This is a genomic window from Agromyces sp. H17E-10 (genome assembly GCF_022919715.1).
GTDB lineage: Bacteria > Actinomycetota > Actinomycetes > Actinomycetales > Microbacteriaceae > Agromyces.
The window spans coordinates 971717-997034 of record NZ_CP095042.1; the positions used below are offsets into that span (position 1 = coordinate 971717).

Sequence of the window (25318 nt, forward strand, 5' to 3'; positions counted from 1 at the left end):
CGAAACCCTTGGGTTGAGGAGCGCCTGACGAAGGAGCACGCGTATCGAGACCCGCGACCGCGCACGACGAACGCCCGGCCCTCGGGGAACGAGGGCCGGGGGTTCGGTTTCGCAGGTCGGGTCACTGGGTTTCGAGACGGCGCTGGCGCGCCTCCTCAACCGGCGGGAGGGGTTACGCCGCCATCGGCACGAGACCGGCGGCGGTGACGACGAACTCGCCGTCGCGGGCGTCGACGTGCACCGCGCCCCCGTCGCCCACGGCACCCGAGACGAACAGGTCGGCGATGCGGTCGTCGACCTCGCGCTGGATGACGCGGCGCAACGGGCGCGCACCGTACTCGGGCTCGTACCCTCGCTCGGCGAGCAGCGCGACCGCGGCATCGGTCACCTCGAGGCCGACCTCGCGCGAGGCGAGACGTCGCGCCGTGGCACCGAGCATCAGGCGCACGATCTGCTCGAGCTGGGGCTGGTCGAGCTTCTGGAACAGCACGATCTCGTCGATGCGGTTGAGGAACTCGGGCCGCATGGCCTCGCGCAGCTTGCCCATGACGCGAGCCTTCACGTCGTCCTGCGACGCGAAGCCCGAGGCATCCGTGCCCGCGACGAAGCCGAGCGCACCCGACCGCGACGCGAGGAACTCCGAACCGAGGTTCGAGGTCATCACGACGACCGTGTTGCGGAAGTCGACCGTGCGGCCCTGGCCGTCGGTGAGGCGTCCGTCGTCGAGCACCTGCAGCAGCAGGTTGAACACGTCGGGGTGCGCCTTCTCGATCTCGTCGAACAGCACGATCGAGTACGGGTTGCGGCGCACGCGCTCGGTGAGCTGGCCGGCCTCGTCGTAGCCGACGTAGCCGGGAGGGGCGCCGACGAGGCGCGACACGGTGTGCCGCTCGCCGAACTCCGACATGTCGAATCGGATCACGGCGGTCTCGTCGTCGAACAGGCGGTCGGCGAGGGACTTCGCGAGCTCGGTCTTGCCGACACCCGTCGGCCCGAGGAACAGGAACGACCCGACCGGCCGGCGGCTGTCGCCCATGCCGGTGCGGTTGCGGCGCACGGCCTTCGCGACCGCGGTGACCGCGTCGTCCTGCCCGATGACGCGCTGGTGCAGCTCGCCCTCGAGGTCGGCGAGGCGCTCGCGCTCGGTCTCAGTGAGGCGGTTCACCGGGATGCCGGTGGCCCGCGAGATCACCGCGGCGATGTCGGCCTCGTCGACAATGGTCGCCGCCGGTTGAGTAGCGAGCGACGAAGGAGCACGCGTATCGAAACCCTCGCTATCGGTGGTCTCGATACGGCGCTGCGCGCCTACTCGACCGACCGACGTCGCCTCATCGAGCTTCCCCTGCACCTTCGAGATCTCATCCCGAATCCGGGATGCCTCCTCATAGTGCTCGTTCGACACCGCGGCGTTCTTCTCCGCCTCGAGCTCACCCAGGCGCACCTGCAGGGCGGAGACATCCACCTTCACGCCGAGGCGCAGCCGCAGGCGCGCGCCGGCCTGGTCGATGAGGTCGATCGCCTTGTCGGGCAGCACCCGGTCGGTCAGGTAGCGGGCGCTCAGTTCGACGGCGGCGCGGATCGCGGCATCCGTGTATTCGATGCCGTGGTGCTGCTCGTACGCAGGCTTGACGCCCTGCAGGATGAGCACGGCGTCGTCGATCGACGGCTCGCCGACGCGCACCGGCTGGAAGCGGCGCTCGAGCGCCGGGTCCTTCTCGATCTTGCGGTACTCGTTGAGCGTGGTCGCACCCACGAGGTGCAGGTCGCCGCGTGCGAGGCGGGGCTTCAGGATGTTGCCCGCGTCCATGCCGCCGTCGCCCGCACCACCTGCGCCGACGACCGTGTGCACCTCATCGATGAAGACGATGAGCTCGCCCTTGTTGTCGGCGATCTCCTCCATGGTCTTCGTGAGGCGCTCTTCGAAGTCGCCGCGGTAGCGGGTGCCGGCGAGCATGCCGGGCAGGTCGAGCGCGATGACGCGCTTGCCGAGCAGCGCCTCGGGCACGTTCTCCTCGACGATCGCGCGGGCGAGGCCCTCGACGATCGCCGTCTTGCCGACGCCGGCCTCGCCGACGAGCACCGGGTTGTTCTTGGTGCGGCGGCTGAGAATCTCAATCGTCTGCTCGATCTCGTCGGCACGCCCGATCACGGGGTCGAGCTCGCCGTTCGCGGCCAGCTCGGTGAGGTCCATGCCGAACTTGTCGAGCATCGGCGTGGTCGACTCCTCATCCGCGGGTTGAGGAGCACCCGACGAAGTCGGACGCGTCTCGAAACCGGTCCCCCCGTCGTGCTCACGCATCCCCTGCGTCAACGCCTCAGCCGTCACCCCAGCCCGAGCCAGCACCTGCCCCGCAGGCGCATCCTGCCCCAGCACCAACGCGAAGAACAGGTGCTCGGGGTCGATGTACGTCGCCCCCGACGAGCGCGCCACCTGGTAGCTGTGGAACAGCGCGCGGGAAGCACTCGGCGTGATCGTCGCCGCGTTGATGTCGGCGACCTCGCCGGCAGCGGGCAGACGTGCCTCGGTCGCCGTGATGATGCGTTCGGGGCTCGCGCCGATGCGTCGGATCGCCTGCTGCACGCTCTCGTCTTCGACGATGACGCGCAGGATGTGCAGGGCGTCGAGCTCGACCTGTCCGCGTTCGAGGGCGAAGCGGCCCGCCTGCTGAAGGATCGATTGAGTACGGGCAGTCAAGAACCGGCTGAGGTCGATCGACCGCGCCTGCCGAGCTTGCTCACCCGCGAGGTATCGGGCGAGGAACTCGTCGAACGAGCTCGCGCCGGCCTCGTTGAAGTCGTTGGGCACCTGGCCTCCTGGTTGAAGTTGAGTGTGGTTCGCTCAAGTTCAACGCGTCCGTGTCTGGAGTATTCCACGCGACTCCAGTCGGCAGCTAGGCGAGGGCCCGCAGAATATCTGCCGCGACGGTCGAAGCGGATGCGGGCTGTCGAATGTCAAGCGTGGAGGTGTCAACCCGCACGACGGGCACGGTCGTGGTCGCGAGGAACCTCTCGCGCTCCGCTGTCACCAATTCCAGATAACGGATGTCGGGGACTCGGTCCGCGCCACGACCTCGAGCAGTGACCCGCTCGATAAGCACCTCAAAAGGACACTCCGCGAGCACGTACACATCAGGAACCGCGATCCCGCGTGTCAAAGTCCGCCCAAGCGCCGTCAACAAATCAGCTTCAGACCGCTCCAGCCACTTGTTCTCGACGAACACGGGTGTGTGGATCTCAATCAGTTCTTCCAACGAGTGATCCAACACCCCGCCCTGTCCCATTGCGAGGCGCAGCGAGTTAGCAGCTTCGTTGATATACCACGCCTGATTCGCGAAGCACCATCGAGTCGGCGCCGCGCGCAGCCTTGGCAAGAACGGATTGAGTTCCGGCCGCTCGAGCACGGGTCTCAGCGAGATGCTGCGGGCGAGCGACCCAGCGATCGTGGTCTTTCCAGCCGCAATGTTGCCGAGTACCGACACCACGACCGATGATTTCGTCATTTCCGACGCCGCAAGTTCAGTCCGAACCACAGAATGAGCTGAAAGAGTACGTTGCTCAGCACACCGATTACGACCGCTAACCAGTTGTCTTCAATTGACTCGTCACCGATTGCCAGGACGACGGCCATGGACAACAGAACAAACAGCGCCGAAGCTATAAGCAACCTCCGCTCGTAGCGGAACACTCGGGTGGTAACGCGACCGAAATCGTCTCCGTATGCGCGAGTGAGCTCACTTACCGTATCGCCAACCCTTGGATCCTTCTTGATCTCGGATTTGGACAGTTTGAATGAGTTCGCGATCGGCCATATCTCGGTCTCGTATCCGTGCTGCCCGGAATAAGGCCGCGCGACAGGCTCATCCAGTTTCACGAACTCGATTTTCGCGATCGCTGTGCCTGGAGGGATCGCGAGGTACTCGTTCGACGCGTTGATCATCACAATTCCCAGGCGGCCGACGAACCCTGGGTCGGCAAATGTGTTGACAGGCACGAGGCCCAAACTGAATAGTTGTCCCTTGCTCATGACCCGACCGAAATAGTCGTCTGGTAGATCGAGGGACTCCATCGTGATGAACACGATCATCTGCTTTGGCTTCATCAAGATTGTGTCGCCTAGCGCTGCAACGTGTCGCCGATCTGGCTCGTCGAGATCATAGAAGATATCCGAAGCGCGTAGCTCGTAGCACGCTTGTTTGACGCGCTCCGGCGCAAACTCGGAGGTGATCAAGAGCCCGCTCTCCGCGAGCGAGATGATCTGCTTGTCGATGAGTGTCGAAGACATGAGTTGAAGCATTCCAGTCGCCGCGATGCTCGGCCACTCGCCCTGCCGATTGAGTACGGATGATTGACTCGCGTTGGCGGCGGCCCGGCCCATTCGCTCGACAGAGTTGCTCTTGCGGCACAACTGGGACGCGAACATCCCAACATGGACGGGCGGCGTCGCGCACACTCTCCGTGGCCTCGTCAACCTGATCTTGTTGTGCAGTGGGAAACCTATCGACACGAAGATTCACCAACTCACGCCCGCGACGCGAGACCTGCCTCCTGTACCAGGTGAGGGCTTCGAAGCGGCGTTCTATGGCGACTTGATGTGCTCAGCCTCGAAGGGGCCACCCCTAGAACGGGTCACAAAGACATACGTCAATTTGCGTCAAGCCGACCGTAGGATCGCATGACGATCAGGAGGATGCGCCGCAGCAGCATTCAAGGGCCTGTTGTCGGAGCGATGTGCGCGTGTGAAGGAAGAGCCAATGGGAGAACTGTTCGTCCGCGACGTTGGCGCAGTACGAAAAGCACTCGCGGAAGCAGCTCGCGCCGATGAGAGTTCAGCGGATCGCGTGTACGAGCGCTTCATCGAACTCCGCCCTGGGGTCACCGACAAACTCGCTGCCCGCCGCCACCATCTGCTGACTGGCCGTCGTGGGACAGGCAAATCCACGCTGCTGCACGTGGTCCGCAAGCGTCTTCAAGCAGATGGCATTGCGGTGGCGACGGTTGACATGGAGAGGTTCAAGGGTCGGGAATTCCCCGACGTCCTGATCGAGATACTTGTTGCACTTCTTGACGAGATCGCCCCTCCAATTCGAGTCGGTCACCTGTACAAGGACACTCGTCTCAAAGTCGATTCGAAGCGACTCGCCCGAAAACTGAGCGCAATTCTCGAGGACCCGCAAAGCCTGATTCGAAAGGTCGAGAGAAGAGCTGCGCGCGACGTAAAGGCCCAAGGACGTCTCAGCCTCGGAATCCCGCTCGAAGGCGGCAATGCCGGGGCACGACTCGCGGCCGGGCGCTCCTCCACGTCCACACATTCGAGCGAGGCGGAGTTCGAAGAGCTGAAAATTGAACGCCTTCAACAACTCGCACCACAGATCGCACACGTACTTTCGCAACTCGTCAAGCGTTCCGCGGATCAGCACGCGATCATATTCATCGACGATTACTACTTCGTGAGGTTGCAGGATCAGCCGCATGTTCTCGACTACCTACACCAAGTTTGCAAGAGCACCGGAGTTTGGCTGAAAGTCGGCGGAGTGGGGTCGCGATTGCGCCCATTCGTGGAAGGTAATCCACCGATTGGTATGCAGCCAACCCAAGACATTGACAGGCTGGCACTGGACGTTACCCTCGACGATTTTGCGACGGCCCAGCGCTTTCTCGAAGACATGCTCGACGGCGTGCTCGCCGAGTTCAAAGTTACTTCGCCTCAACTCTTTACCGACACCGCTCGTGCGCGCATGGTTCTTGCTTGCGGCGGAGCCGTGGCTCGCGACTACATCACCCTGACCGATGCCGCGCTCGACGAGGCGATCGAACGAATGAGCAAGGCAGGAACCTACAAGGACGCTGCCAGGGTGAACATCCAAGCGGGGGATGTACATCGGGCAGTTCGGAAGCGGCTCAATACCAAGGAAGAGGAAGAACTGAGCCTGGACGCCGGAACTGATGCTCCGGCATTGAGTTCGCGATGGCGAGACATTTGTGATTTCACTCGAGAATCCGGCGATATCGCGTTCGTACTCGTGAAGCAATCCGACCTCGAAGGAAGTGGGTGGGGTAAGGAGATTCAACAGCTCGAAAGCCTTCGACTCTTGCATCGAATCAAAGACACGGTTCCGAACACTCCAAACTGGCGTGGGATCAAGACCATGGCATTCATGGTTGACCTCGCCCAGGTCGCAGATCAGCGGCTCCGAACCGGCATCCCGGAGTTCTGGAAAGGAACCGCCGAGTTCGACAAGCTTCGCCGCGCCGAGTGGGTCTACTCGCCAGAGTGGCGCGACCATCAAGCAAGTAATCTTCGTGCACAACGTGATGGGCTTGGTGAGTCTGTCGCGACAGAACCATCACCGTTGTTTGACCTAGAGCCATAATGTCTCCTGCCTGACCCTGCCGGTGCTCGGCCGAAGCCGCACGAGTCGACCCTCTTCACGCCGTCGGAATCGCCACGAACACGTAGTGCGGCATTGTCTGGCCAGCAAGGTCCCGCTCGGTGCGGTCGACGAACTGATGGTCGTTACGCGTAGCACGTCCGCGGCATCGGTGAAATGGAGCGTCTCAATGAGATGCCGTGGGCCCCACCGCTCCAGAGGGTATTCAATGCGGGTTTGCGTTGCCCGACACAGTGATCCGCTCGATCGGCTCGCACACCGGCCGTTCTCGCGCGTCGATATATGCATTTCAGTTGGCTCCTGACATCGGTGGACTCGCGGCAACATGCATTGACGCCCCAACCCCACCGGCGTAGACCAGAGACAGCCCGAGAAGGAGGTGCCGTCATGGCGAAGGATCTCTTGGTCACCCTCGAGGATCAGCCCGGCGAGGGGGCTCGGCTCGGCGAAGCGCTCGGCAATGCGGGCGTCAACATCGAGGGTCTCTGCGCGATCATGGAGGGTGGTCGGGGTGCCGTCCACATCCTCGTCGACGACGTCGCGGGTGCCACGGCGGCGCTCGAGGGCGCAGACATCGCGGTCGACGCGGTGACCGACGTCATCGTGAGCCCGGCGCTGCCCGAGCCCGACATCGATACGCCGGGCGTGTTCGGCGGCATGGCGCGTGCGCTGGGCGAGGCCGGCATCAACATCTCGCTCGTCTACGTCGCCACCCGCAACCGCGTCGTGCTCGCGACCGACGACAATCAGCAGGCCACGCGGCTCTTGCAGTCGATGATGTAGTCGCCCGAGGCATCTATCATTCACACGCTGCCCGCCTCGCATGCTGGGAGCGTGCCACGACTCCACGCCGGACCCGATCGCTCCACGTAGGTGCTGTCACCGAATGCAGGTCCGCCGCCAACCGACGATCCGCCGCGCCGTGGTCGTCGACATCAGCTGCCTAAAGTCAACAATCGAGCCAGACGGCACTGCCCTGCACCGACAAATCGCCTCAGTCGCGCCAGTTATTCGTCGAGGTCAAAGTAGCCCGCGTCTCGCAGTCGATCATCGATCTCCGTCAATCTACGCTCAAGATCGCGTGAATCGGCCCGCAGGTGCGCATCGCGCCGTCGGCGCCGCTGCAGGACATCGAGGTGACGGGTCAGTGTAGCCAACTGGCTCGTAAGGTGCGACTGCTCAGCGAGCAACCCTTCGCGCATTTCCAGCGCTTGCACCCGGTTACCGTCGACATCCTCATGAGCAAGATCGTCTTGGATAGAACTGATTCTCGCGGAAAGCTCATCGAGGCGATCCTCCAGCGAACGCACGATGTTCAGGGTTTCGCGAAGGCCAACTCCTCCAGCTTCTTCTCGACGTTCAAGCAAGTTGGTGTGGAGATGCCGTCGCAGAACTTCCCGCTCGTGCAGTAGATCATTAACCTGCGGTGCCGATCGACCAGCACGGGCCGTCGAGACCTGCTCAACCTCATCCAGCGAACTCGCGCTGATCTGCGAACCTCGCTCCTGGGCGTATGCAAGAAACCGCTCAGGGCTGTAGAAGTGGATGCGGGCCTTCGCAGAATCAAAATACTCGTCGATGAGCTCAACTCGCGGCCCCTGAGTCTTTCCTTCGACGATGTACCACCAGTCTTCCTTCGAATCGTCCGTGACGAAGATTGCGGGCTTCTGCATCGCTCGCCCATAGTCAAGGATCTGGCGCCAGAGGACGAGATCACCGTACTTCGCTGTCCCATCCTTGGCTTTGTCTTTGTAGCCCGGCGGGATGCTCTCGGCATACCGCACTTCACCTTCGTCGTGTATCGCCTTCAGCTCGGAATCTCCGAAGGGTTCGCCTACCTTTCCTTCGTACAGCGCCGTAATGGAATCAAAGGTCGCTTCAATCGCATGAGCGCCAACGACATCGGCATCGTGACTTGCACGTGCCTTTGCAAGGCCGTTGGCGATATCGCGAATGCTGGTCTCCAAGAGCTCCGAGAGTCCTGCCGTGTCCAGAGAAGGATGCCTCTTGAACTTGTTGATCGCAGCCTGCACCGAATTCTTCGCCGAAGTGAGACTCTCATCGATATCGACGAAGGCCCTCCCCTGCATGTTGATGACTTCGAGTCGCCGACGATGGAACTCGAGCCCAACCTGATGTGGCAGCCACAGGGACTCCACCCGCTCCGCAAGCAACGTTAGGAAGCTATTTCTCGTGTCGGCTGTGTATCGAAACAGATTCAAGAGCGCGTTGGTGTCGAGTATTACGACGCCGTCATTCCAGAGCTCGGCAAGCTCATCGTGCGAAGGCGGGTAGTACCCGCGAAACCTGCTTTTCATACTCTCGACTCCGCTCTACTTGCGTCATCGTGCCACGGCGAAGCCCCGATCGACTTGAAGTGATGAGTCCCCAGATCGGGGGCTTGCCCAACGCCGATTTCCCATAATCCGGAAAAGGCCGGATTCACATTCATGGCGAAACCGGGGTCACATGGTGCTACGCAATCAAAGACAACCGGCCACGCGGCTCTTGCAGTCGATGATGTAGCGGCCGAGGCATCCGCCGATCGAACACTGCCCGCCTCGTAGGCTGGGAGCGTGCCCCGACTCCACGCCGAACCCGATCGCTCCCTGTGGGTGCCCGTCACCGACTCCCTCGGGTTCCGCGGTCGCCGCGCCCGCAAGGCGGCGATCGGCATGCTGCTGTCGCAGGCCAAGGGGGCGGATGCCTCGGGGTCGAAGCGCGGCGGCTTCAGCGCGTGGGCGATGAGCCAGGCCGTGCCGTTCCTGATGCGCAAGGCCGACGGGCGCGTGCTCGTGTGGGTCTGGAAGGCCGAGCCCGACCTGCTCGTCGTGATGGCCCAGGTGCAGGCAGCGACGCCTGAGGTGCGGATCGCGCGAGCATCGATGCCGATCGAGTACGACGACACCGAGGAGTTCCGCGGTACGTACCTTGGCGTGGGCGAGAAGCTCGTGATGCCTCATCCGGCTGGTGGCCGGCCGCCGTTCGCGACGTACACGTGGGATCTCGGCACGCACCTCGTGACCGTGACGGCGGTGTGCGGGGATCGTGAGCGGTTCGGGACGGTCGTCGGGGAGGTCGATGAGCTCGCTCGTGAGATTCGGGTTGTCGATGATCTGACCGTGGATGAGGCGGCGCCGGTGCTGCGGATCGATCCTGTCTGATTACCTGCGCTCCCATCCCCGATGCCGATTCGAGCTAGGCGTCATCCCCGTCGAACGGGCCCAAAGATGCGGACCCGCCCGGCCCCACTTCGAGGGTGATGGACGTGTTTAAGGTCGCGTATGGACCGTTAGCCGGACAGCATTGACAGCACGTTGGCTTGCGCCTCCGCGTCAGGGGATGCAGCAGGCACCAAGGAGGCCCGGACGATGAAGAACCTTCCTGCGCACGCCGCTCTTCTTGCCGCGACGTGTCTGATGCTCGCAGGGTGCACGGCGACACCGAACCACCAGGCCGCTCCCAAGCCATCGCAGACGATCACCCCAAGCCCGACGCCGACGATCGACCCAGGGCCAGTGGAGCTCACGGTTGACGAAGCGGCCGATCGCTACCTCGGCATCGTCTGCCCGACGAATGCAACGATCGAAGCGCTGACCGCGGCGTTCAAGGCGAGCGAAGATGAGTTCCTCAACGGGGGTTCGCCCGACCCCGCAGCCGTGAAAGCGGCCGCCCAGGTCCAAATGGACTCCATCAGCGCGCAGACTGAGTTGTTCGACGACGAGTATTACGAGTGGCCAAACGATCTCGGCAACGAGATCACCACTCTGCGCGACTTCAATATCAGCGCGCTCGGCACGTTGAGCACCATGGTGAACGCACCTGATTACGAGTCCGCGTACGACGCGGTCTGGCCAGATGGCGCTGCGTCCCAGGCAGCAGCGCAGGAGATCCGGTATCAGCTCGGTATCGGCGCCGACACCTCGGCTACCTGCATGGATCATCGAGACAAGCACGCCGTTCTCATCGCAGAGAAGCAAGAGCGCGAGAAGCAACTCGCTGCTCAGAGCGAAGGCGAGTAGGCGACTCCGCCGCTTCGAAGCGGAATGCCAGTCGACGTGTCCTCGATGCGGCGTCAGCGCCGGGCGGAACACGCCACGGCGATCCCTCAATCTCCACGCGGAGCCTTCCAGGCGTTGCGCTCCGCGCGGTACCCGACCAGCTACGGTGTCGGGTTCGACCGCTCCACGACCACATCGCGCTGCGGCCCATACTCCAGCGGTGACGCGACGAACGCGAGCACCGCGACGAGCGAAAGTGTCGTGACGACGACGCACACGCGCGACATCACGACCGACGTGCGCTCGCCCGCCACGCGCCGCACGGCGACGAAGATGCTCCAGCCGATGAGCGCTCCGGCGGTGTTGACGATGAGGTCGGTGGTGTCGAAGCTGCCCGTCGAGATGGCGTGCTGCACCGTCTCGAGCACGAGGCTCGTGGCGAGCGCGGCGAGGCCGGTCTTCCACCACGACCATTTTGGCGCGAGTGCGCCGGCGAACAGCCCGAAGGGCACGAAGAGCACGAGGTTGATCAGCAGTTCGGTCGGTTTGCTCGCGCCGTCGTCGCCGGCCGGCACGAACGGCACCAGCTTGATCGGCCTGGCGAGGCCTGCGGCTTCGCCGATCCAGGGCACGTCGAGCTTCCACAGCACCACCCACGCGAGCAGCGCAAGGTACACGACGAACGCGACGATCAGGATGCCGCGGCCGCGGTTCGATCGCGAGGGGGTCGAGGAGGTCACAGGGCATTCTCTCCCTGCGAACCTTCAGAACGGCCGAGCCACGCGCTCAGCGGGATCGGCACGAGCCTTTCCGCACCACCGCTGGCGCTCCCTGTTCGACCGCTCCGATGCGCCGGATGCCACGGCGCGCGACTTGTCCTCCACAGGTCGCGTTCTGCGCGATTTGTCCACAGGCGAAACAGCCGATCATCGCTGATTTCCAGCGCGGGCGAATGTCAGTGGGTGGGCGCAGAGTGGAGACATGGAAGAGACCTCGCGACCCGCGCAGGCCGTGCCCGCGGCACCGGCCGCGCTGCACGCGCTGGCCGCCCTCGAACGCGGGGTGGCGGGGCTCCGTGAGGCGTGGGCCGGCGCGATGCCGCCCTTCGGCGCGAGCCTCGGGTCGGCTCAGCTCGACCTCGAGCAGATGAGCGATTCGGGTCTCATCCGGGTCACCGATGCGCTGGCGAAGACGCGGCGCGACATCGACGCCGTGCTCGCCCGGGTCGCGGCCGAGGTCGCGCGACGCTCCGGGCCCGAGTTCGGCGAGACCGGGCTCGCGAAGGCGCAGGGGTTCCACAATCCGACACGACTCATCGCCGCGTCCACCGGGGCGTCGCGCACCGACGCGCAGCGGCTGATCGCGGTGGGCACGGCGACCGCCGAACGGCAGACCTTCAGCGGTGAGCGCGCGCCGTCGCGGCATCCGCATGTGGCGACGGCGCTCGCAGCCGCGGTGATTGGTCTCGATGCCGCCTCCGCGATCACCTCGATGCTCGACCGAGCGTCTGCGAGAGCCGATGCCTCCCGAGTCGACGTGGTCGAAGCTGCGCTCGTCGAACTGGCCAGGCAGGTTCCGCTCGAGACGCTCCTGCGCGGAGTCCGCGAGGCAGAGGCGCGGCTCGATCCCGACGGCGTCGAGCCCCGCGACGACGAACTCCGTTCGGAGCGCTCGCTGACGATGCGCGAAGACCGCCACGGCGTGGTGCACCTGGTGGCCCGACTCGACCCCGAGAGCGCCGCACCGGTCAAGGCGGCGATCGAGGCCCTCGTCAGCGATGCGCTGCGCCGACGCCAGGCGGGCGACGTCGACCACGCGCCGGTCCTCGACGACACCCGATCGATCCCGCAGATCCAGGCCGACGCGCTCGCCGCGCTCGCGCGCCACACGCTCGGCTGCAGCCAGACGCTCACGCCCCTCGCGAAGACCACGGTCGTCGTCCGCGTCGACCTCGACACCCTCCAGAGCGGCCTCGGACACGCCCGCATCGACGGTCTCGACCAGCCCGTCTCGGCATCCACGGCGCGCCGCATGGCCGCCGACGCCGAACTCATCCCCGCTGTGCTCGGCGGCGAGAGCCTCCCGCTCGACCTCGGAAGGCAGGTCCGGCTCTTCACCAGGGCGCAACGCCTCGCGCTCGGCGAGCGCGACGGCGGCTGCGCCTCCTGCGGCCAGAACATCGCGTATGTCGAAGCCCACCACATCCGGTGGTGGGAGCGAGACGCCGGACCGACCAACCTCTCGAACGGCGTGATGCTCTGCAGCTTCTGCCACCACCGCATCCACCGCGACGGGTGGAGTATCGACGCGCGACCGAGCGAGGTGTGGTTCATCCCACCACCGCACATCGACCCCGACCAGGTGCCGCGCCTCGGTGGGCGGGCGCGATTCGAGCTGCGCCACGATCGGGTGACGCGATGATCGGGTGACGCGATGATCGGGTGCGTGACGATCGAGCGGCGCGACGATCGAGCGGCGTAACCGCCAGCTTCAGCGGGCGTTCTCCCACGCCAGTCGCACCCAACCGACCAGTTCAGCGTCGACATCGTCGACCTGCCGAAGCTCGACATGATGCATCCACGTCGAATTCGCTGGATGCGCGATCTCTTTGAACCGCTCCGATTCCAGCCGCTCGGGCAACGCGATCGACACGACCACCGGCACGTCCGACGAGATGTACCGCGACGGAGCCCAGCAGTAGGCGAAGCCCCGTCTGGCGCGAAGGGCGACCTGGCTCTTCGAGACGCGCACCTCCACGCCCTCGAGGCCGACGAACGGACGCGCGAGCGCACGATAGATCGCACGTGCCTGAGCGTCGTCCGCGAAGAACTCCTCGCCCTCGACCGGCTCGCTCATGCCGACCACGATAGGCAGCGACGACGTCAGCCGGTAGCCGACGAGGTCGCCTCCGCCGAAAGTCCGACCGCGGCATCCACGACCGCATCGAGCACCACCTGCAACGCCGGCGAATCCGCCTGGCTGCGCCGATGCACCGCCGACACGCCACGCGTCGAGGCCGGCCGCACCGTCGGGATCGCCACCAGGTCAGGGTGCAACGCCGGCCGCCCCATCCGCGGAACCAACGCGACCCCGAGCCCCGCCCGCACGAGCTCGAGGTGGTTCTCGAACTCCATCGACTCGTGCACGACGCGCGGCGCGTTCGAGACGCCGTCGAACAGCCGCCGCAGCCACTGCCGGCAAATGGTCGAGTCGAACGTCGCGATCCACTCCTCGTTCGCGAGATCGAGCGGCGTGAGTTCTGCCCGGTCCGCGAGCCGGTGGTCCCGCCGCAGGATCACATCCGCGACATCCGTGAACAGCGGCGTCTCGACGAGGTGCTCGGGCATCGCGAGCGCCACGCCGCCCCACCGGTGCACGATGCCGAGGTCGCGCTGCCCCGACGCGACGAGGGCGATCGTCTCCCACGGCTCGCTCTCGCGCATCGGCACCCGCAGTTCGGGATGCTCCGCCCGCAGCCGCGGCAGCACATCGACGAGGATGCCGCGCACCGCCGTCGAGAACGCGCCGATGCGCACCTCGCCAACCACCGGACCGCGTTCGGCCGCACCGGTGCCGCCCGCCAAGTGCAGGTCGGCCTCGAGTCGCTCGAGGTCGGCGAGCACGTTCGCCGACGACGTGACCAGGTGCCGCCCGGCATCGGTGAGCACGACCCCGCGGCCGGCTCGCTCGAGCAGGGCGACGCGCGTGCCGCGTTCGAGCCGCTTGATCTGCTGCGACACCGCCGACGGCGTGAAGCCGAGCGCGTCGGCCGCGGCCGCGACGCTTCCGTTGGTGGCAACGGCACGCAGGGCGACCACCGCTTCGAGATCGATCATGTACGGATGCTACCGAATTACTCGCACAAATGATCGCTGGTGTTTCCGGATGCGACGCGGTGAAGTAGAGCCATGACGAGACGCGACATGCTGCTGGCTGCCCTGGTGGCGACGATGTGGGGCTTCAATTTCGTCGTGATCGACTGGGGCATGCGAGGCATCCCGCCCCTCTTCTTCGTCGCCGTGCGCTTCGCAGTCGTCGCCCTCGCGGTCGTCTTCGTGCCCCGCCCGGTTGCGAGCTGGAAGACCATCGTCGGCGTCGGCCTGTTCATGAGCCTCGGCCAGTTCGCCCTGCTCTACACCTCGATCGCGCTCGGACTGCAGCCCGGCATCGCGGCGCTGCTGCTGCAGGCGCAGGTCGTACTGACGATCGTGGTGGCGGCGCTCGCCCTGCGCGAACGGCCGAACCGCATGCAGACGATCGGCGTGCTCGTCGGTACGGTCGGGCTCGGCGTCGTCGCGCTCGGTCGCGGCGGCGACGCCCCGGCGATCGCGGTCGTGATGTGCCTGCTCGCCGCACTCTCATGGGCGATCGGCAACGTGATCTCGCGCAAGGCCGGTCCGGTCGCACCCGCGAAGCGGTTCGGTGCGCTGTCGCTCACGGTCTGGTCGTCGCTCGTCGTGCCGCTGCCGGCACTCGCCCTGTCGGCGCTCATCGAGGGGCCCGACGCGATCGCCGCGGGCATCGCCGTGTTCGGCTGGCGGCCACTCGTCTCAACCCTGTACACGGCGGGGCTCTGCACCCTCGTCGGCTACGCCATCTTCAACGCGCTGCTCGCCCGCAACCGCTCGGCGTCGGTGGTGCCGTGGGTGCTGCTCGCGCCCGTCGTCGCGATGATCTCGGCGGCCCTGCTGCTCGCGCAGATCCCGAACGGGTGGGAGATCATCGGCGGGGTCGTGCTCGTCGGCGGCGTGTTCATCGCGAATGCGCCGGTGCGGCGTGGCGCTGGACGGGGCCCTGGCGGCACGGCGCAGGCTCAGGTCCCGCCCCGCACGCGACCCTCGGAACGCACCGCGATCACCCCGATGCCCCAACCCGCAAGTCCCCGTTCTGGGACGAGCTGATCCACTCACGCCCGGCATCCAGCGCCCTAGTCTTTCGGGGTGACCAACGTTGTTCCTCAGTCGAGCGGACTCCGTACCGCTGCGATCGTGCTCCTCGCGTGCGGCATTCCCGCGACGCTGTTCGGCCTCATCTGGATACTCACCTTCTACGCCTCGCGCGGGGAGCTTCCGATGCCCGAGCTCGGCTCGGCGAACCTCGTGGTGGGGCTGATCCCCCTGCTCATCGGCGCCCCCTTGGCACTGACGGGCAGGCTCCTCCTGGCCGCGAGCCGACGACAGCCGACGCGCTCGTTCTGAACGGAGACGGCCGCACCCCGGAGGGCGCGGCCGTCTCGGTTCGCGGACTCAGCGCAGCGGTCGGAAGAACTCGCGCAGGTCGCCGACCAGGGCCTCGGGCACCTCCATCGCGGCGAAGTGGCCGCCGACCTCGTGCTCCTTCCAGAACACGATCTGGTCGTTGTCTCGCTCGGCGAACGTGCGGATCGAGTGGAAGTCGTTCTTGAAGATCGACACCCCCGTCGGTGCGTGATTGATGCGGGCAGCGACGCCCTCACCCGCGTTGAACCGCGCGTCCTCCTTGTACTGCCGCGCCGAGGACCCGGCGGTGTTCGTGAACCAGTACAGCGACACGTGCGTGAGGATCTGGTCGCGGGTGAGTTCGGTCGGCCGGTCGAACGTCGCCATGAGCTCGTTCCAGGCGAGCTGCCCGACCGGCGAGTCGGCGAGCGCGTGCGCGAGTGTCTGCGGCCTCGTCGACTGCAGGCTGGCGAACGCCGAGATCTCGCCGAAGTTCTTCAAGATCTCGAGCGCCTCGAAATCCTTCGGCTCCAGCTTCTCGAACTCGGCGGGGTCGCCGCTCGGGAACGAGAACAGCTGCAGCACATGCGTGCCGACGAGGCCGTCGGGGGCGAGGATGCCGAGTTCGCGGCCGACGAGCGATCCGCCGTCACCACCGTGCGCGCCGTAGCGCTCGTAGCCGAGGCGCTTCATCAGCACGTCCCATGCGGCCGCGACCCGCGCCGATCCCCAGCCCGCCTCCGTGACCGGCCCGCTGAACGCGTAACCCGGGAAGCTCGGCACCACGACGTGGAAGGCGTCCTCGGCGCGACCGCCGTGCGCAACCGGATCGACCAGCGGCCCGATCATGTCGGCGAACTCGGCGAACGATCCCGGCCAGCCGTGCGTGAGCACGATGGGGAACGCGTTCGGCTCGGCCGAGCGCACGTGCAGGAAGTGGATCGGCTGCCCGTCGATCGTCGTCATGAACTGCGGAAAGGCGGCAAGTCGCTGCTCGACGGCGCGCCAGTCGAACTCGTCTCGCCAGTACTCGGCCGTCTCGCGCACCTTGGTGAGGCTCGCTCCGTAGGCCGGGTCGCCGCCCGGCACCTCGGTCGTGTAGCGCGTGCGGGCGAGACGGTCGTGGAGGTCGTCGAGATCCGCGGCAGGGATCGAGAGGGTGAACGGGATGACGCGCTCGTCGTTCGGCTCGATCGTCGAAGTGGTGGCCTGCTGGGTGCCGGTGGTCGGCTCGCTGTTCGTCATGCCCCTACGGTAGAAACGAATGCGGAAGATGAGCTTCCGTGAATCGAGGACGCCCGTGAACCAGACCGCGACGCGCGTGCTGCAGGTCCTGGCGCTGCTACGGCAGCGCCAGGACTGGACGGCGACCGAACTCGCGGAGCGGCTGGCGGTGTCGACCCGCACCATCCGCTCCGACATCGGGCGCCTTCGTCAACTCGGCTACGTCATCGACGCCACGAGCGGCAGGGCGGGCGGCTACCGCCTCGACCGAGCGACCGACCTGCCGCCGCTGATGCTCGACGACGACGAGGGCATCGCCGTAGCGATCGCCCTGCACCAGGTCACGTCGAACGCCGTCGCCGGCATCGAGGCGAGCGCTGCACGGTCCCTCGCCAAGCTCGAGCACGTGCTGCCGCATCAGCTGGCCGAACAGGTGAGCGCGATGGCCGCGGCGACCGCCCCTCAGGCGCGAGACACCGGGCCGAGCGTCGAGGCGCCGATGCTCGCCGCGATCGCCGGCGCCGTGCAGCGCACCGAATGGCTCCGGTTCGAGTACACGCCGTTCCAGGGCGAGGCGTCGCTCCGTCGGGTCGAGCCGTACCGGCTCGTGAGTTGGGGCCGTCGTTGGTACCTCGTGGCGTTCGACCTCGAGCGCGACGACTGGCGCAGCTTCCGCGTCGACCGCATGGCGCTTCGCCCGCCGACCCGGCGACGGTTCAACCCGCGCGGTCTCCCGGCCGACGACGTCGCGGGCTACGTGCTGCGCGGCGTCGCCTCGGCGGGTTGGCGCTTTCGCGCCCGTGTCGTCGTGCACGCGCCGGCGAGCGTCGTCGCCGAGAAGATCGATCCCTCGGTCGGCCTGGTCGAGACGATCGACGACGAGCGCTGCGTGCTCGTCACGGGCGCCGACCACCCTATGACGGTCGCCGTCTACCTCGCCCTGCTCGACGAGGACTTCACCGTCGATGGCCCGCCCGAGCTGACCGAGGCGATTCAGGTGCTCGCTCGCAGGTACGCGACCGCGAGCGCGTGACCGGGGATTCCGAATGGCCCTGTGTTCGCCCCCGGGGCGATCCGAACGTCAACCGAAGTCGGCGAGCGCAGCGTTCACCGCAGCGAGCCGTGCTGTTCGATCGCCGACCACCTCGATCACACGGGCACGGTCGCCGGTCAGATCCTGGTCGTCGCTCAGTTCGAGCAGGGACTCGTTCATCGCGCTGCGCAGTTCGAGGTCTTCGTCGGCAGCCGCCTCGGGGCCGTTGCGGTGCTGGAGCGGCAGGATGACGAGCAGGTCGACCTCGCTCATCGCCCGCGAGGTCAGCTCGAGTCCCTGTTCGTAGAGGGCCGACGAGCGACCGCCGCGCCCCAGCGTCTCGAGCGCGGCCAGGTACGCGAGGAAGTCGAGCGGCCCCCGCTCGACGATGACGTCTTGCTCCGGTCCGCCGGCGAGCAGGCGCTTACCGCTCGAGACGAGCTGCTCGAAGTACGTCGACGCGTCGGGCTCGTCGAGCGCGGAGTCGACGAACTCGAAGGCGTCGCCCCATCGCTCATACTCGGGGTGGGCCTCGACGAAGTCGTCGATTAGCGTGGTCTTGCCGCTGGCGTGGGTACCCGAGACGACGATCCGCATGCGGGGCATTCTAGGGGTGGTCCGACGCAGTCGATCCGTCGTCATTCGTCAAGGACGGCCCGGTTTCGTCACTCCCATTCACGATGACATCGAGCAATCGCGACCCCGAGTCGACCAGGACGACGCCATTGTCGTGGAGCTCCGGCGGTACAGAATCAGCCTGCGCCTCACTCACGACGCACACCGGGCATCCGACAGGCATGATGACCCAGTCGCCCGCTACGGCGAGATCGAAGATGACCTGCCAGACGAGCTCACCCTCGACATGGTTGAGCATCAATCCCGTCAGCGGGTCGTCGTCCGCCCCGTAGACCGCGGCCATGCCATCAGCAGTGCGGATATTCTCGCCGGACTCGTCCGTGAACGAGCGCAGAAGTGGCCCGACCGCGTCACGGCGGTCGCGCGGAGTGTCGGCGAAGTCCTGCAGGTAGATTTCGAAGCTCACGACCCCATCATCGTCGAGCCTGCTCCGCGCCGGGTACCCGGGCTCGGATCACCACGGCATCGTAGGCTGACCCGTGTTCCCGAGGAGGTCTCGATGGTCGAGCCGACCAATGCCCGCGGCATCCCGTCGGAAGCAGCCGCAGGCGCTGCGCTGCTCGCGATCGCCCGCTCCGAGCGCACCCCCTCGCAGGCGATTCGCGACGCGGGCCTGATCGACGCGATCCCCGAGATCGCCGCGCTCGCAACGACCCCGCAGGACCCGCACTGGCACCCCGAGGGCGACGTGCTCGTGCACTCGCTGTGGGCGGCCGACCTCGCCGCCGCGTACGCCGACGAGCGCGACGTCGACGACGAACGTCGCGCCCTGCTCGTGCTCGCGGCGCTCCTCCACGACATCGGCAAGCCCGACACCACGACCCGCAGGGATGGCCGGATCAGCTCGCACGGTCATGCCGAGCGGGGCGCCGACGTGATCGGGTCGATGGGGCGACGGATGCGACTCGCCCAGCCGCTCGTCACCGCGGCGGCCGCGATCACTGCGACGCACATGGCGCACGTCTCGGTGCAAGGCACGCCGTCAGCGCGGGCGGTGCGCCGCCTGCGCACCCGACTCGAAGCTGCGGGCGCTCGCCGACTGGGCCGTCATCGTGCGCTGCGATGGCGAGGCCCGGGGTGCGGCGGCGCGGCCGGATGCCTCGATCCCGTGGCTGCGCGTCGCGCAGATGCCCGATCGCTGACGTCTCGCAGCCCGTCACACCCACCCGCGGTCGCGGGCGATCGCAAGCGCCTCGATGCGGTTGCGGGCGTCGAGCTTGCCGATCGCGTTCGACAGGTAGTTGCGCACGGTGCTCGGCGAGAGGAAGAACTGCTCGGCGAGATCGTGGATCGTCGCGCCGTCGGCCGAGGCGCGCAGTACCTCGGCTTCACGGGCAGTGAGCGGGTTGTCGCTCGTGCCGAGCGCCTCGGCGGCGAGCTTCGGGTCGACGACCCGCTCCCCCGCGCGCACCCGGCGGATCGCCGCGGCGAGCTGCTCGACCGGGTCGTCCTTCACGAGGAAGCCGCTCGCCCCAGCCGCGAGCGCCCGGGCCAGGTAGCCGGGCCGGCCGAAGGTCGTCACGACGACGACGAGGCAGCTCGGCAGCGCGGCGAGCAGCGGCGCGATCACGTCGAGTCCGCTCCTGCCGGGCAGCTCGATGTCGAGCAGTACCACGTCGGGCGCCAGCCGCTCGGCGGCCGCGACCACCTCGTCGCCGCGCTCGACCGCGCCGACGACCTCGAGGTCGGGCTCGAGCCCCAGCAGGGTGGCGAGCGCCGAGCGCATCATGCGCTGGTCCTCGGCGATGAGGATCGTCGTCGGCTCGCTCACCGCAGCGTCTCCCCGTTCAGCGGCACGACGGCCGTCACCCTGAAGCGCGGCGCAGCTTCGACCGCGAACTCGCCGCCCGCGGCTGCGACGCGTTCACGGAGGCCGCGCAGGCCGTTGCCCACGGCAGGCGACGCGGATGCCGCGGCCGACGCCCCGCGCGACCGACTCGGCCCGTCGTCGGAGAAGGCGATCGTGACCCGATCGTCGTCGGCTACGACCTCGATCGCGCACTCGCGCGCCACCGAGTGCCGCAGCACATTCGTCGCCGCCTCGCGCACGACCCAGCCGAGCAGGGCGTCGACCGTGACCGGCAGCGGCCGCTCGGGCATGATCACGGATGTCGCCACCCCGGCCTCCTCGAGGGTGCGACGTGCGTTCGCCACCTCGTCGCGAAGGCTCACCGCTCGCGAGCCGGCCACCACCGAACGCACCTCGCCGAGGGCTTCGCGGGCGATCCCTTCGACATCCGAGATGTGTGCGGCCGCGGCATCCGGATCGGGGTTCATCAACCGGCGCGCGGCCTCGGACTTCACCGCGATGACCGAGAGCGAATGACCGAGCAGGTCGTGCAGGTCGCGCGAGAAGCGCAGGCGCTCCTCGGCGACGGCCGCATCGGCGAGCCGCTCGCGGGTGCGGTCGAGCTCGTGCGCGAGCGCGACGTAGTACTGCACGAGGTAGTTGCCCGCGCCGCCCGCGAACGCGGCGAAGCCCACGAGCACTGCTCCGGCGAGCGACCACTCGGCGAAGCCCACCGCCAGTGCACCGGTCACCGCGATCGAGCCGACGACGCCCATCGCCCAGCGCCGCCGGATCGCGAGCGACGCGGCGACGGCGAGCAGCGGAAACAGCAGCGCCTGCCCCGACTGCCAGAGCCAGAAGTATCCGGTGCAGAGTGCGAGCAGGGCGACGAAGACGATCTCGGTCATGACGCTCGGGCGGCGGCCGGCGCCGAACGGCCGCGACACCGCGACGCCGAACGCGACGCCGATGAGCACGACGTAGGCGATGCGCACCGGGTCGCCGGCGACGATGGCCGCGACGAGCGGGGCGACGAGCAGCACGGGCGCCGCGATGAGGGCGAGCCACGCCGCCGGCCGGTAGGCGAGCCACGCGGCCGTGCGCGGCGGGGACTGCGGTTCTTCGATCGTCGTCATCACGTCACGCATCCTGGTCGGCTCCGCAATCGGGCTGGTTCCGCGAGCCAATCTACTCAGCGCTCCGTCGGCGGGCCGCGAGCGGCAGGCCGATGATGATGGCGCCGCCCGTGACGAGGTGCATCGCGAGGAGGGTCACGAGCACCGCGCCCGAGGCGCCCGCGCCGACCGGGCCGAGCAGCGAGAGCGCGAGGAGCGTCCAGCCGACGATGGCGAAAATGCGTCGGCCGTGGCGGGTCACCCGCTCCAGCAGGGCGATGACGCCCCACGCGGCGAAGCCCATCAGCAGCGCGACGGCGACGATCGACGCCGGCGTGACGGTCTGGGCGGTCGGGCCGACGCCCGCCACGAGGTCGAGCCCCGCGAGCGGCACCGCGACCACCCACACGAGCAGGGGCAGCACGACCGCGGCTGCGACGGTCGCGGCGCGGAGGAGTCGACGGCGGCGGGCCGCGGCGATGTCGGCCGGGGGGCGAACGGCAGCGGCGTTGGTCGGGTCGTTGGTCTGGGCGTCGGTCTCGGTCTGATCGGTTGTCGTATCCATGCCTTCGACGGTATGAACTGCGACGGCGCGGCGGCAGAGACGAATGTCACTGATCGGGGGTGGGTGTTTCGCGTGCGCTGGCGAGATCCATCCGGGAGCAACGGCCACAAGTCCACAAGTCCACCGGTCAGGCGGCCACAATTCCACATGTCCACAGGGTGCGCGAAGGGATGTCCCGCCGACGGCGTGCGCTCCTCGGCGGCCGCGGGTTTCGAGACGGCGCTTCGCGCCTCCTCAACCTGCCGCGGGTTTCGAGACGGCGCTTCGCGCCTCCTCAACCTGCCGTGGGCTACGCGAACGAGGCGGCGAGCGCGATCGAGTCGAAGAAGCTCAGCATCGCGTTGCGGATCTCGCCGAGCGGGGTCGCGAAGCTCGCGAGCACGACCTGCTTCGACCCGGGCACCGCGAACCAGTAGTCGACCTCGAGGCGCACGGCGGTGACAGCGACGCCGTCCTCCTCGACGAGCTCCTCGATCTCGCGGTCGGTGCGCAGCACGCTCGCGCGCGGTCCGTCGAGACGACGTGCGGTCTCGGCCCCGGCGGCGGTCGACGCCGCGAGCCCTTTCGCGAGCACGCCGAGCACGGCGTCTGCCGACGTGCCGATCGCGGGCGTCATCCGCAGCCGCTCGGGCGCGTGCACCGTCAGCGATACCGGCAGCGTGACGCCCGGGGCCGCTTCGAAGCACAGGAACAGGGCGTGCGCCTCGGCCTTCCATGCCGCGGCGATCGCACGGTCGAAGCTCGCGGTGAGGCTCCGGCGGGCGAGCACGGCGTCGTCGGCTGCGCCCACGAGGTCGCGTACGGCCGCGTCGACCTGCTCGCGGGCCTGCCGTTCGTCGCGCGGGTCGACCGTGAGCCAGCGGCCGGGCAACTGGAACGTCAGTCGCGGCGGCGCGAGCTGCGCCGTCTCGTCGTTCACTCGCCGGCCGCGATCTGGCGCATCTGGGCGGGCGAGATCCGCAGCGAGAACGGTCCGCTGTCGGACACGCCGAGGGCGGCGGCGACCTCGGGCGTGACGGTCAGCTCGTACGACTCGGCGTCGAAGTCGCTCTCGTAGTCGCTGCGCTGACCGGGGATGAAGTACATGCTCACCTCGTGGCGTGCGCCCGCGCCGCCGGCGACGAAGACGGGGGCCGCGGCACGCGCAGCCCCGACCATGCCGTCTGCCGTGTCGTCGTCGATGTAGAGCGTCACGACGAGCTGGGTGTTCCACGGCGCCCCCGAGTGGGTGACCCCGACGACCGCGTCGTTCACGCCGTCGACCTGCGACAGCTCCGACTCCAGGCCGGCCACGTCGGGCTCCGCGGTCGTGCAGCCGACGAGCGCGACCGCCCCGATCGCGAACGTCGCGACCAATGCCGTCACGCGCAGCGTGCCGCGCCCCCTACGACCCACGCGTGTACTGCGCAACGTATGCCTCCTCATAGCTTCCGTCCCCCGTCTCGGCGAAGAAGATCTCGTCGCCCGGCCGAGGCTCGGGCAGGTAGTGCTCAGCCTGGTCACCGTACATGGTCGCATCGTGCATCGGCCACTGGAGCGGTCGGTACTCCTGCCAGTCGGAGTCGAACTCCGCGAGCCGGTCGATCGGGTCGAGCCCGACGAACTCGAGCGTGTGCACCGGGTCGATGCCGTTCTTGATCTGCGTGACGCGCACGCCGTCGGGCATGTCGCTGTAGTGCTTGTCGATCGCGGAGCCGGCGACGAAGACGGACTCGACCCGGTCGGCGACCCGCGGGTCGGTGGCCATCTCGCCGGCCATCATGCCGCCGAGCGACCAGCCGGTGAACATGATCGGCGCGTCGCTCTCGAAGACGCCGGCGTCGGTCATCGCCTGCCACACCGCCTCTTCGTACTGCGTGCGCATCTCGGGGAAGAGCGACAGCATGAGGTCGGTGCGCAGGTCGTTCATGGCGCCGTCGGTGTTGAACGGGCCCCAGTTCTGCGTGCTCGGCGTCTGGATGCGCCACGAGATGATGTTGCCGTCGGCGTCCTTGATCGCGACGACCTTGATCTCGGTCAGGCTGTCCTTGCCGTGGTCGTCCTGTTGGGCGAGCTGCTGCATCAGGTCCTGGTAGTCGCGCGCCTCCTGGCCGTCGAGCTCCCCGTTGCGCTTCGGGTCGTTCTCGTCGCGCGTCGACTCGGTCTTGCTGTTCTTCAGCTGGGGCGAGCCCGCCTGCTCGCCCCAGACGAGCGCGATGATGCCCACCGCGAGCCCGAGGCCGAGCACGAGCAGCCCGATCGGTCCGAACAGCGTGAACACGAGCCCCACGACCAGCGCGCCGACGACCATCATGAGCAGCACGACGAGCTCCGACACGAGCTCGCTGACGACCTGCACGAGCCAGTCGATGACCGGCGTCAGCACGTCGGACAACCACTCCCCGACCGACGAGAGCACGTCACCGACGCCACCCCAGAACTGGTCCCAGTTGTCGCCGAACGAGTCGGCGCCGTGTTCGATGGCGGTCTCGATCTCGCGGATCGCCCGGTCCGCGGCATCCCAGATCTGCTCGCGCGCCTCGCGCAGCACGCGCCGCGCGTCTTCGACATGCCGGTGGGAGGTCGCGATCTCGTTGTTCGCGGCCCACAGGTCGTCGCGCAGGTCGTCGGTCGGCTTGCCCGCCGCCTCGGCCTGCGTGATCTTGTTGTTCAGGTCGCCGAGGTCGCGCTCGCGGCTGTAGACGCGGTCCTGGTGGAAGTCGGCGTCGCCGACGGCCGCGCGCGCCCGCTCCTGGATGGGTGCGAGCTCGACGGCGAACGTCGTCAGCGCCGACGCGGTGCCGCTGTAGCGGCGGAACGCGCGGCGCAGGCCCTTCGCCGCCTCCTCGGCACTCTCGCCGACCTGCTCGGTCGACTTCGAGACCTGGTCGTCGACGAGGTCGCGCAGAGCGTCGGCGGCGCGCTCGATCGCGTCGGCCGTCGACTGCAGGCGACGTGCGCGGGTCTCGAGCTGTGCCGGTCGCCCGGCGAAGACGTCTTCGTACTCGACGGCGAGTCCGGAACTCATCAGCCCTCCATGTCTTCGTCGAGCTCGGTGAACGTCTCGACGATGGCATCGAGCCAGTCGCGCACGGTCTCGAGCTGCTCTTCGAGCTTGCCGCGGTTGTGGTCCCAGTTGCCGGCGAAGTCATGCACCCGGCTCGCGAGGCGCGACTCGCCCGTCAGGTCGGCGAGGTCGTCGCCGACGCGATCAGCCGACGCGAACGTCGTCAGCGCTGCGCCGACGCGCATCTGCGCGGTCTGCAGCGCTGTCAGGTCGAGGTCGACATCGGCCATCACTCGCTCCATTCCGATCGGGATGCTGCGCCGGAAGGCACACGAGCATCTCATCATCGTGCGGGTGAGGTCGCGATGGGCAGCACTCCCCA

At 67.4% G+C, this 25318-nt stretch carries 25 protein-coding genes and 1 pseudogene; 9 read left to right on the forward strand and 17 right to left on the reverse strand.

Features of this window, described 5'->3' with window-relative positions:
- Nucleotides 1-172: 172 nt before the first annotated feature.
- The 3 genes from MUN74_RS04365 to MUN74_RS04375 all read right to left on the reverse strand — a co-directional run bounded on the left by MUN74_RS04365 (nt 173) and on the right by MUN74_RS04375 (nt 4282).
- Nucleotides 173-2806: an ATP-dependent Clp protease ATP-binding subunit gene (locus MUN74_RS04365; protein WP_244855192.1), complete on the reverse strand. Its 2634-nt coding sequence runs from the start codon at nt 2804-2806 to the stop codon at nt 173-175.
- A gap of 85 nt (nt 2807-2891) precedes the next feature.
- Complete coding sequence (locus MUN74_RS04370; protein WP_244855193.1) at nt 2892-3500, reverse strand: deoxynucleoside kinase; 609 nt, start codon at nt 3498-3500, stop codon at nt 2892-2894.
- On the reverse strand, nt 3497-4282 hold the full coding sequence (locus MUN74_RS04375) for a dCTP deaminase domain-containing protein (protein WP_244855194.1): 786 nt from the start codon (nt 4280-4282) through the stop codon (nt 3497-3499). The genes MUN74_RS04370 and MUN74_RS04375 overlap by 4 nt, the downstream gene beginning before the upstream one ends.
- A 469-nt stretch (nt 4283-4751) precedes the next feature.
- On the opposite strand from MUN74_RS04375, the gene MUN74_RS04380 reads away from it, so the two are divergent.
- Both MUN74_RS04380 and MUN74_RS04385 read left to right on the forward strand, forming a co-directional pair.
- Nucleotides 4752-6371 (forward strand): ORC-CDC6 family AAA ATPase, encoded by a 1620-nt coding sequence (locus MUN74_RS04380; protein WP_244855195.1) that lies wholly within the window; start codon nt 4752-4754, stop codon nt 6369-6371.
- A 405-nt stretch (nt 6372-6776) separates the two neighbouring features.
- Nucleotides 6777-7172: a hypothetical protein gene (locus tag MUN74_RS04385; RefSeq protein WP_244855196.1), complete on the forward strand. Its 396-nt coding sequence runs from the start codon at nt 6777-6779 to the stop codon at nt 7170-7172.
- 224 nt (nt 7173-7396) lie between these two features.
- Here the strand turns inward: MUN74_RS04385 and MUN74_RS04390 are convergent, their stop codons facing one another.
- Nucleotides 7397-8707, reverse strand: a complete 1311-nt coding sequence (locus MUN74_RS04390; RefSeq protein ID WP_244855197.1) for a PIN-like domain-containing protein — start codon at nt 8705-8707, stop codon at nt 7397-7399.
- Nucleotides 8708-8965: 258 nt separating this feature from the next.
- Here MUN74_RS04390 and MUN74_RS04395 point away from each other — a divergent pair, with 258 nt between their 5' ends.
- A complete protein-coding gene (locus tag MUN74_RS04395) occupies nt 8966-9553 on the forward strand; it encodes a hypothetical protein (RefSeq protein ID WP_244855198.1) in 588 nt (195 codons plus the stop codon).
- Between the two features lie 207 nt (nt 9554-9760).
- Nucleotides 9761-10411 carry a hypothetical protein gene (locus MUN74_RS04400; RefSeq protein ID WP_244855199.1) on the forward strand — a complete coding sequence of 217 codons (651 nt, stop codon included), beginning with the start codon at nt 9761-9763 and terminating at the stop codon, nt 10409-10411.
- Nucleotides 10412-10551: 140 nt separating this feature from the next.
- Here MUN74_RS04400 and MUN74_RS04405 read toward each other — a convergent pair whose 3' ends face one another.
- On the reverse strand, nt 10552-11130 hold the full coding sequence (locus MUN74_RS04405; RefSeq protein WP_244855200.1) for a VanZ family protein: 579 nt from the start codon (nt 11128-11130) through the stop codon (nt 10552-10554).
- 241 nt (nt 11131-11371) lie between these two features.
- On the opposite strand from MUN74_RS04405, the gene MUN74_RS04410 reads away from it, so the two are divergent.
- The gene (locus MUN74_RS04410) at nt 11372-12811 is read left to right on the forward strand and encodes an HNH endonuclease signature motif containing protein (RefSeq protein WP_244855201.1); all 1440 of its coding nucleotides are present in this window, start codon (nt 11372-11374) and stop codon (nt 12809-12811) included.
- A 69-nt stretch (nt 12812-12880) separates the two neighbouring features.
- On the opposite strand, the gene MUN74_RS04415 is transcribed toward MUN74_RS04410, so the two are convergent.
- Nucleotides 12881-13246, reverse strand: a complete 366-nt coding sequence (locus tag MUN74_RS04415) for a DUF5655 domain-containing protein (protein WP_244855202.1) — start codon at nt 13244-13246, stop codon at nt 12881-12883.
- Between the two features lie 26 nt (nt 13247-13272).
- Nucleotides 13273-14226 (reverse strand): LysR family transcriptional regulator, encoded by a 954-nt coding sequence (locus MUN74_RS04420; protein WP_244855203.1) that lies wholly within the window; start codon nt 14224-14226, stop codon nt 13273-13275.
- Nucleotides 14227-14298: 72 nt separating this feature from the next.
- Between MUN74_RS04420 and MUN74_RS04425 the strand changes: the two genes are divergently transcribed.
- Nucleotides 14299-15291, forward strand: a complete 993-nt coding sequence (locus MUN74_RS04425) for an EamA family transporter (protein ID WP_244855204.1) — start codon at nt 14299-14301, stop codon at nt 15289-15291.
- A 39-nt stretch (nt 15292-15330) separates the two neighbouring features.
- Nucleotides 15331-15588: a cell division protein CrgA gene (locus MUN74_RS04430; protein ID WP_244855205.1), complete on the forward strand. Its 258-nt coding sequence runs from the start codon at nt 15331-15333 to the stop codon at nt 15586-15588.
- A 48-nt stretch (nt 15589-15636) separates the two neighbouring features.
- Here MUN74_RS04430 and MUN74_RS04435 read toward each other — a convergent pair whose 3' ends face one another.
- Nucleotides 15637-16833 (reverse strand): epoxide hydrolase family protein, encoded by a 1197-nt coding sequence (locus MUN74_RS04435; RefSeq protein WP_244855206.1) that lies wholly within the window; start codon nt 16831-16833, stop codon nt 15637-15639.
- Between the two features lie 28 nt (nt 16834-16861).
- Here MUN74_RS04435 and MUN74_RS04440 point away from each other — a divergent pair, with 28 nt between their 5' ends.
- Nucleotides 16862-17845, forward strand: a complete 984-nt coding sequence (locus MUN74_RS04440) for a helix-turn-helix transcriptional regulator (RefSeq protein ID WP_244855207.1) — start codon at nt 16862-16864, stop codon at nt 17843-17845.
- 48 nt (nt 17846-17893) lie between these two features.
- On the opposite strand, the gene MUN74_RS04445 is transcribed toward MUN74_RS04440, so the two are convergent.
- Together MUN74_RS04445 and MUN74_RS04450 are read right to left on the reverse strand one after the other, a co-directional pair.
- A complete protein-coding gene (locus MUN74_RS04445) occupies nt 17894-18442 on the reverse strand; it encodes an ATP-binding protein (protein ID WP_244855208.1) in 549 nt (182 codons plus the stop codon).
- A gap of 10 nt (nt 18443-18452) precedes the next feature.
- Nucleotides 18453-18887, reverse strand: a complete 435-nt coding sequence (locus MUN74_RS04450) for a hypothetical protein (RefSeq protein ID WP_244855209.1) — start codon at nt 18885-18887, stop codon at nt 18453-18455.
- Between the two features lie 93 nt (nt 18888-18980).
- On the opposite strand from MUN74_RS04450, the pseudogene MUN74_RS19290 reads away from it, so the two are divergent.
- A pseudogene (locus MUN74_RS19290) lies at nt 18981-19373 on the forward strand (HDIG domain-containing metalloprotein); the annotation flags it as partial.
- Between the two features lie 264 nt (nt 19374-19637).
- On the opposite strand, the gene MUN74_RS04455 reads toward MUN74_RS19290, so the two are convergent.
- The 7 genes from MUN74_RS04455 to MUN74_RS04485 form a co-directional block, all read right to left on the reverse strand.
- Entirely contained in the window at nt 19638-20252 is a 615-nt protein-coding gene (locus tag MUN74_RS04455; protein ID WP_255820933.1) for a response regulator transcription factor, read from the reverse strand.
- Entirely contained in the window at nt 20249-21406 is a 1158-nt protein-coding gene (locus MUN74_RS04460) for a sensor histidine kinase (protein WP_244856349.1), read from the reverse strand. Before MUN74_RS04460 ends, MUN74_RS04455 begins: the two co-directional genes overlap by 4 nt.
- Nucleotides 21407-21458: 52 nt before the next feature.
- Nucleotides 21459-21950 carry a DUF6069 family protein gene (locus MUN74_RS04465; protein ID WP_244855210.1) on the reverse strand — a complete coding sequence of 164 codons (492 nt, stop codon included), beginning with the start codon at nt 21948-21950 and terminating at the stop codon, nt 21459-21461.
- Between the two features lie 289 nt (nt 21951-22239).
- Nucleotides 22240-22869: a hypothetical protein gene (locus MUN74_RS04470; RefSeq protein WP_244855211.1), complete on the reverse strand. Its 630-nt coding sequence runs from the start codon at nt 22867-22869 to the stop codon at nt 22240-22242.
- A complete protein-coding gene (locus MUN74_RS04475; RefSeq protein ID WP_244855212.1) occupies nt 22866-23315 on the reverse strand; it encodes a hypothetical protein in 450 nt (149 codons plus the stop codon). The genes MUN74_RS04470 and MUN74_RS04475 overlap by 4 nt, the downstream gene beginning before the upstream one ends.
- Before the next feature lie 19 nt (nt 23316-23334).
- Nucleotides 23335-24957: a putative T7SS-secreted protein gene (locus MUN74_RS04480; protein WP_244855213.1), complete on the reverse strand. Its 1623-nt coding sequence runs from the start codon at nt 24955-24957 to the stop codon at nt 23335-23337.
- On the reverse strand, nt 24957-25226 hold the full coding sequence (locus tag MUN74_RS04485) for a hypothetical protein (protein ID WP_244855214.1): 270 nt from the start codon (nt 25224-25226) through the stop codon (nt 24957-24959). Before MUN74_RS04485 ends, MUN74_RS04480 begins: the two co-directional genes overlap by 1 nt.
- Nucleotides 25227-25318: the final 92 nt, after the last annotated feature.

Coding starts and splice junctions, on each gene's coding strand:
- MUN74_RS04420 (WP_244855203.1), bottom strand. CDS start 14,226: ATGATCGATCTCGAAGCGGTGGTCGCCCTGCGTGCCGTTGCCACCAAC.
- MUN74_RS04415 (WP_244855202.1), bottom strand. CDS start 13,246: ATGAGCGAGCCGGTCGAGGGCGAGGAGTTCTTCGCGGACGACGCTCAG.
- MUN74_RS04425 (WP_244855204.1), top strand. CDS start 14,299: ATGACGAGACGCGACATGCTGCTGGCTGCCCTGGTGGCGACGATGTGG.
- MUN74_RS04385 (WP_244855196.1), top strand. CDS start 6,777: ATGGCGAAGGATCTCTTGGTCACCCTCGAGGATCAGCCCGGCGAGGGG.
- MUN74_RS04485 (WP_244855214.1), bottom strand. CDS start 25,226: ATGGCCGATGTCGACCTCGACCTGACAGCGCTGCAGACCGCGCAGATG.
- MUN74_RS04480 (WP_244855213.1), bottom strand. CDS start 24,957: ATGAGTTCCGGACTCGCCGTCGAGTACGAAGACGTCTTCGCCGGGCGA.
- MUN74_RS04375 (WP_244855194.1), bottom strand. CDS start 4,282: ATGTCTTCGACACTCATCGACAAGCAGATCATCTCGCTCGCGGAGAGC.
- MUN74_RS04445 (WP_244855208.1), bottom strand. CDS start 18,442: ATGCGGATCGTCGTCTCGGGTACCCACGCCAGCGGCAAGACCACGCTA.
- MUN74_RS04465 (WP_244855210.1), bottom strand. CDS start 21,950: ATGGATACGACAACCGATCAGACCGAGACCGACGCCCAGACCAACGAC.
- MUN74_RS04400 (WP_244855199.1), top strand. CDS start 9,761: ATGAAGAACCTTCCTGCGCACGCCGCTCTTCTTGCCGCGACGTGTCTG.
- MUN74_RS04460 (WP_244856349.1), bottom strand. CDS start 21,406: ATGACGACGATCGAAGAACCGCAGTCCCCGCCGCGCACGGCCGCGTGG.
- MUN74_RS04410 (WP_244855201.1), top strand. CDS start 11,372: ATGGAAGAGACCTCGCGACCCGCGCAGGCCGTGCCCGCGGCACCGGCC.
- MUN74_RS04380 (WP_244855195.1), top strand. CDS start 4,752: ATGGGAGAACTGTTCGTCCGCGACGTTGGCGCAGTACGAAAAGCACTC.
- MUN74_RS04370 (WP_244855193.1), bottom strand. CDS start 3,500: ATGACGAAATCATCGGTCGTGGTGTCGGTACTCGGCAACATTGCGGCT.
- MUN74_RS04390 (WP_244855197.1), bottom strand. CDS start 8,707: ATGAAAAGCAGGTTTCGCGGGTACTACCCGCCTTCGCACGATGAGCTT.
- MUN74_RS04435 (WP_244855206.1), bottom strand. CDS start 16,833: ATGACGAACAGCGAGCCGACCACCGGCACCCAGCAGGCCACCACTTCG.
- MUN74_RS04440 (WP_244855207.1), top strand. CDS start 16,862: ATGAGCTTCCGTGAATCGAGGACGCCCGTGAACCAGACCGCGACGCGC.